This window comes from candidate division WOR-3 bacterium (assembly GCA_039803925.1).
Classification (GTDB): Bacteria; Hydrothermota; Hydrothermia; order Hydrothermales; family JAJRUZ01; genus JBCNVI01.
On record JBDRZL010000022.1, the window covers coordinates 21,955 to 28,931 of the forward strand.

Genomic DNA, 6,977 nt, shown 5'->3' on the forward strand with positions numbered 1-6,977 from the left:
TTTATTTTTTCAAACTTTTATTTGTTTTTGCTTTTTTTCTAATTTTATAATTACCATCCATGAAAGATATAAACCTTTCTATTCTCTGGCACCTTCATCAACCTTCATATTTTCTTCTTGAACCTGAAAGGGAATATTTTTTCTTTCCATGGGTGTTTATTCATGCAATAAGGGAATATTATGATATGGGGAGAATTTTAGTTGATACACCCCAAAATGTAAAGGTTACTTTTAACATAACCCCCACTCTCTGGTATCAGATAAAAAAATATTTAGAAAAAGATGTTTCCTGTTTATGGCTCAATATTTTTAAAAAAGATCCCTCTCAAATGGAAAATGATGAAAAAATTTTTGTCTTAAGGAATTTTTTTTCACTTAATTATGAGAAACAAATTAAAAATTATGAAAGATTTAATTATCTTTACATTAAAAGGGGGAACATTTTAGGACTTGAAAAAAAAATAAAATTTTTTTCAAATAATGAATTAAGGGATATAATGTTTTATTTTATATATTCAAGTATTTCTGAAATTAAAAAAGAGGAAAATAAAATTTTAAAGGAACTCGGAGAAAAAAAAGAAAATTATAGTGAAGAGGACAAAAAAGAAATTTTAAAAATATGCTTTGAAATAATTGAAGAACTTGTTAAAATTTATAAAGAACTTATTGAAAACAAAAAAGTTTTGTTAACAACATCCCCCTTTTCACATCCAATTCTTCCACTTATAATTGATAGTAAGTCTTTTGAAATATCATCTCCTCATATCAAGGGAAAAAAGGTAGAGTTTTCCTGTATTGAAGATGCTGAATTACATATGGATCTTGCTTTATCTTTCATGAAAAAAGAATTCAATATAGAAATTAAAGGCATATGGCCACCTGAAGGAAGTGTATCAGACAAAACCCTTGATTTATTTATTAGAAAAAAAATTCAATTTACAATGGCTGATGAGGGGATACTTGAAAGGAGTATAAATATACCTTTGAGAGAAAAACCCTGGGAAATTAGAGATGAACTCTATAAACCTTACATTTACAGAGGAAAAGAAGGAGAAATTCTTTTATTTTTTAGAGACAGAGTTTTATCTGATAAGATAGGTTTTGTTTATAAAAATCTTAAGTCAGAGGAAGCAGTTTCAGATTTTGTTAATTATCTTGAAGATTTAAGGAGAAAAGGGAAGAATTTATGGGTAACAGTAATTCTTGATGGAGAAAATCCCTGGATTCATTATGAGAAAGGAGGAATTTTGTTTTTAAGAAAGTTTTATGAAATACTCTCTCAAAAAGATTTTATTGTTTTTTCGACTTTTGAACAAGGTTTTGATTTTAAGGATAAGGGAATTTTAGATAGAATTCATCCAGGTTCATGGATAAGAAGTGATTTTACAACCTGGATGGGGGATGATGAAAAAAATGAAGGCTGGAATATCTTAAAAAAAGTTAAATATGATATTGGAAAAGATTTTCTAAAAAATGAAAAATCCCTGTATTCAATGCTTTTTGCAGAGGGTAGTGACTTTTTCTGGTGGCTTGGTTATGATAATCCTACATTTTATGCTCCTGAGTTTGATATTTTATTTAGGGAACATTTAAAAAATGTTTACAAAAACTTAGGTAAAAAATACCCTGATTTTCTTAATAATCCAATTAAAAAGGAAATTCATAAAAATTTCTTGAAAAATATTTCAGGATTTATATACCCTGTTATTGATGGTAAAATAACAAATTTTTATGAATGGGCAAATGCGGGTACTATTGACTTGGATATAGAACATAAGTGTATTTTAAAGTTTCTTTACTTTGGATGGGATGAGGAGAAAAATTTCTGTTTAAGAATTGATGCAAAAAAGAATTTTAATGAAATTTTTGAAGAAGGTTATAAAATTTTAATTGCTATAAAGTCAGATAACTTTGAAAAAATTTTTAAATTTGAAAAAGGAAATATTCCTGATGACATTGAATTTAAAGCAGATAAAATTTTTGAATTAAGAATAAAAAATCTTTATAATAATATATATCTCTTTTTGGCTATTGAAAATAAAAATGTATGTAGACATCCTATATACGGTTATTATCTGATTGAAAAAAAAGAAGAAGATTATAATTTTGTTTAAAAAGGAGAAAATAATATGCCTGAATTAAGATACGACCCTATAAGATGGAGGTGGACCATAATTTCTCCTGAAAGAGGGTTAAGACCAAAGGATTTTCAAAGAAAGAAAGAAGAAATACCTCCAAAGGATAACTGTCCTTTCTGCGAAGGAAATGAAGATAAAACTCCGAAAGAGGTTTTTTCTATAAGAAAAGAAGGGACACAAAAAGATAAACCAGGTTGGAAAGTGAGGGTTGTTCCTAATAAATTTCCAGCTTTAAGAATTGAGGGAGAACTAATGAGAAAGGGAGTTGGGCTTTTTGATCATGTTTCAGGAATAGGTGCCCATGAGGTAATAATTGAAACTCCTAATCATGAAACTCAACTTCAAGATATGAATTCTGAGGATATAAAAAATGTGCTATTTGCTTTTAAAGAAAGATATATAGATTTAACAAAAGATATAAGATTCAGATACATTTTAATTTTTAAAAATTATGGAAAGGATGCTGGTGCTTCTTTATATCATTCTCATTCTCAACTTATTGCGACTCCTATAATTCCTCTTGCAGTGGTTGCAGAACTTGAGGCAGCAAAGGAACATTATAAAAGAAAAGAAAGATGTATATTCTGTGATTTAATTGATCAAGAAGTTTCTTTAGGTGAAAGAATTGTATATAAAACTGAAAAATTTTTAGTTTGGTGCCCTTATGCTTCTTCTTTTCCTTTTGAAACATGGATTTTCCCTTTAAAACACAGTCATGATTTTACTTTAATGGATAATGAAGAAATAAAAGATTTATCAATTGTTTTGAAGGATGTTCTTTTGAGAATTAAACTTCTTTTAAATGACCCCCCCTATAATTTTGTAATTCATACATCTCCTATTATAAGACCAAGACCTGGGAGACCTTATTATTGGGAGACAATACATCTTGATTATCACTTTCATATTGAGGTAATACCAAGAATAACTCATATTGCAGGTTTTGAGTGGGGTTCAGGTTTTTATATAAATCCGATATCTCCTGAGGAGGCGGCAAGGTATTTAAGGGAAGTAAAATAATTCATGTTTTCTCTTTTCACTGATTATGATATTTATCTTTTTAAAAAAGGCTCACATTATAAACTTTATGAAAAACTTGGCTCACATGTTATAAAGGTAAACGGGAAATATATAACCTATTTTGCAGTATGGGCTCCTAATGCGGAAAAAGTTTATGTAGTAGGTGAATTTAATAACTGGGAACCAGAAAGAAATCCACTTTTTGTTAGATGGGATGGTTCTGGAATATGGGAGGGGATAGTTGAAAAAGATCTTAACGGTTCCCTTTATAAATATTTTATTTTATCTAAATTTAATAATTATTCAGCCTTTAAACAGGATCCCTTTGCTTTTTACTTTGAAGAACCACCTGGGACGGCTTCAAGAGTTTATAAATTAGATTATAAATGGAATGATGAGGAATGGTTAAAGGAGAGAAAAAAAATAAATCATCATGAAGCCCCTATTTCAATATATGAAGTTCATCTTGGCTCATGGAAAAAAAAGAACGGTAAATTTTTTAATTACAGGGAAATAGCCCCTTTACTCTGTGAATATGTAAAAGAACTTGGATTTACCCATATTGAATTTTTACCTTTAATGGAACATCCTTTTTATGGATCATGGGGATATTTAGTAACAGGATATTTTGCTCCCACTTCAAGGTATGGAAAACCAGAAGATTTGATGTTTTTGATAGATTATTTACATAAGAATAAAATTGCAGTTTTTCTTGATTTTGTTCCATCACATTTTTCAAAAGATGATTTTGCTTTATCTTTTTTTGATGGAACCCATTTATATGAACACCAAGATCCAAGAAAAGGTAGACATCCTGATTGGGATAGTCTCATCTTCAATTATGGAAGGTATGAGGTGAAGTCCTTTCTGATTTCTAGTGCTTGTTTCTGGCTTGATAAATACCATGTAGATGGTTTAAGGGTAGATGCAGTAGCCTCAATGCTTTATCTTGATTATTCAAGAAAAGAAGGTGAATGGATTCCAAATATTTATGGAGGTAGAGAAAATCTTGAAGCCATTGATTTTTTAAAAGAAATGAATTCTTACCTTTATAGAGAATTTGAGGGGATCCACACAGTCGCTGAAGAATCAACTGCCTGGCCTAAAGTTTCAAGAAGGGTTGATGAAGGAGGACTTGGTTTTGGAATGAAATGGAACATGGGTTGGATGCATGATACTCTTTTTTATTTTTCTAAGGATCCAATTTATAGAAAATATCATCACGATAAAATAACTTTCAGTATATGGTATGCTTTTTCTGAAAATTTCATATTACCTTTATCCCATGATGAAGTTGTTCATGGAAAGGGTTCTATTTTGAATAAAATGCCAGGCGATACTTGGCAAAAGTTTGCCAATTTAAGACTTTTGTATGGTTATATGTATGCTCATCCTGGAAAAAAACTTCTTTTTATGGGAAATGAAATCGGTGAAGATAGAGAATGGAATCATGATTCTGAAATTAATTTTTCTTTACTTAATAATCATTATAACAGCTCTCTTTTTAGTTTTGTTAAGAAGTTAAATGAAATTTATAAGAAAGAAAAATGTTTTCATGAAACTGATTTTTATTCAGAAGGTTTTGAATGGATTGATTTTAACGATAGAGAACAAAGTGTTATAAGTTTTATAAGAAAAAATAAAAAAGGTGATTTTATTCTTGTTGTATGTAATTTTACCCCTGTAGTTAGATATAATTACAGAATCGGAGTTCCTAAAAAGGGAAAATATTTTGAGATTTTAAACAGTGATGATACAGTTTTTGGAGGAAGTGGTGTTAAAAATGGTGAGATTTATTCACAAGATATACCCTTTCATGGAAGAAATTATTCAATAGAGCTAACTTTACCTCCGCTTGCTGTTTTATATTTAAAAAATGAATGAGAGGGGTTGTGGTGTTTTACTTCCTATATTTTCATTACCTTCACCTTTTGGCATAGGAGATTTTGGTGGTTTTGCTTATAAATTTGTTGACATTTTAGCTGAAAATAAAATTAAATTCTGGCAGATTTTGCCTTTAAATCCAGTTGATAAATCTGGCCTTTTTTCTCCTTACATGAGTTATTCAGCCTTTGCCTACAATTTTTTATTTATTTCACCTTATTTTTTAATCAAGGAGGATCTATTAAATAAAGATATACTGAAAAAAGTTCCTGACTTTAAGGAAAATGAAGTAGAATATGAAAGGGTTTACGATTTTAAAAAGCTCATTTTAGATAGTGCCTATTATAATTTCAAAAAAAAAGGTGATGATAATAATTTTTTAAGATTTTGCAAAGAAAATGATTACTGGTTAAATTCTTATTCCTTATTTACTGTTTTAAAAAATGAATTTAAAACTATATGGAATGAATGGGAAAATAAAATAAGGGATAGGGATTCTGAGGTAATAGAAAAATTGGTGAGAAAATATGAAAGTGAGATAGAAAAAGTAAAATTTGTTCAGTATATTTTTTATAAACAGTTTATAAATTTTAAAAGATATGCAAATAAAAAGGGAGTAAAAATAATAGGTGATATACCTATTTATGTCTCCTATGATAGTGCTGATGTCTGGGAGAATCCTCAAATCTTTAAACTTGATGAAAATAAAAAACCTATATATGTTGCAGGAGTTCCACCTGATTATTTTTCTGAGAAAGGTCAATTATGGGGGAATCCAGTTTATGACTGGGATAAATTAAGGGAGAGAAATTTTGATTTCTGGGTTAAAAGGATTTTTCATAATTTAAAACTTTATGATTATATAAGAATAGACCATTTCAGGGGTTTTGTTGGTTATTATCAGATTCCTTATGGAAGTGAGGATGCAAGAGTTGGTGAGTGGGTAAAGGCTCCTGCAAGAGAATTTTTTGATTTTATTTTTAAAAAATTTGGTAAGTTTAATTTAATTGCAGAAGACCTTGGTTTTATAACTGATGATGTTGTTGAGATTATGGAAATTTATGATATTCCTGGAATGAGGGTTTTTCAGTTTGGTTTTGAAGATTTAAATTTAAATAATCCCCATTTACCCCACAATTATTCTGAAAAATCTTTTGCTTATACTTCAACTCATGATACAAATACCTTAAAAGGTTGGTTTAAGAAGGAAATAAAAGAGAATACAAAAAAATTTCTTTTAGATTATCTTAATATTTCTTCAGAAGATGATATCTGGAATGGGATAATGAAAAAGATGCTTTTTTCAAGAGCAAGTGTTATAATAATTCCTGTTTATGATATTTTATTTCTTGGTGAAGAGGCAAGAATTAATAAACCGGGGACAAAAATTGGTAACTGGAAATGGAGAATGAGTATAAAACTTTTTGAGTTATTAAAAGAAAAAATTAAATTTTTAAAAAAATTGATTGAAGCTTCAAATAGATAAAATTTATAATTCAAATTATGTCAAATTAGTGTAGAATATAATAACAATATTGAATTTTTCTGGCTCAATAAGATTAAAAGGAATGCCTACGACAAAATGTTCTTAATTTTTTTTCCATAAATAAATATACCGCAATCTTTTTAACTCCAAAAGCATTTCTGTTGATTTGCTGTCTATTTTTCAAAAAATTTGACTGCGAATTTTTTCGCACCCTACCATAAAATTATAGAATATGGGAATAAATGTTAAAGATTTTCAAAAAATGGTAGGCTCAGGCTTTAGCCTGCGGGACATAACGCACCTTGAAGGGTGCGGCTACCATATAAAATTTTTCAGTAGAGTTTAAGTCCCTCCTGTGGATTTAAAATTTATTCAATATTCAAAATTTTTATTGTTTCTGTTTTTTCTCCAAAATTTACTTTTAAAAAGTATATATTTTTATTTATCTC

4 protein-coding genes are annotated in these 6,977 nt (G+C 28.7%); all 4 read left to right on the plus strand.

Annotated features, from left to right (window positions below; all coding sequences use genetic code 11):
- The first annotated feature begins 59 nt into the window (after window positions 1–59).
- Genes ABIN17_08320 through malQ form a run of 4 tightly spaced genes read left to right on the plus strand, consistent with a single transcriptional unit; the run spans window position 60 to window position 6,528 of the window.
- Complete coding sequence (locus ABIN17_08320) at window positions 60–2,114, plus strand: glycoside hydrolase family 57 protein (GenBank protein MEO0285055.1); 2,055 nt, start codon at window positions 60–62, stop codon at window positions 2,112–2,114.
- Window positions 2,115–2,129: 15 nt separating this feature from the next.
- Window positions 2,130–3,158 (plus strand): galactose-1-phosphate uridylyltransferase, encoded by a 1,029-nt coding sequence (gene galT / locus ABIN17_08325; protein MEO0285056.1) that lies wholly within the window; start codon window positions 2,130–2,132, stop codon window positions 3,156–3,158.
- Window positions 3,159–3,161: 3 nt separating this feature from the next.
- Window positions 3,162–5,042, plus strand: coding sequence for a 1,4-alpha-glucan branching protein GlgB (gene glgB, locus ABIN17_08330; GenBank protein ID MEO0285057.1), 1,881 nt, complete (start codon window positions 3,162–3,164; stop codon window positions 5,040–5,042).
- Complete coding sequence (malQ, locus tag ABIN17_08335; GenBank protein ID MEO0285058.1) at window positions 5,035–6,528, plus strand: 4-alpha-glucanotransferase; 1,494 nt, start codon at window positions 5,035–5,037, stop codon at window positions 6,526–6,528. The genes glgB and malQ overlap by 8 nt, the downstream gene beginning before the upstream one ends.
- Window positions 6,529–6,977: the final 449 nt, after the last annotated feature.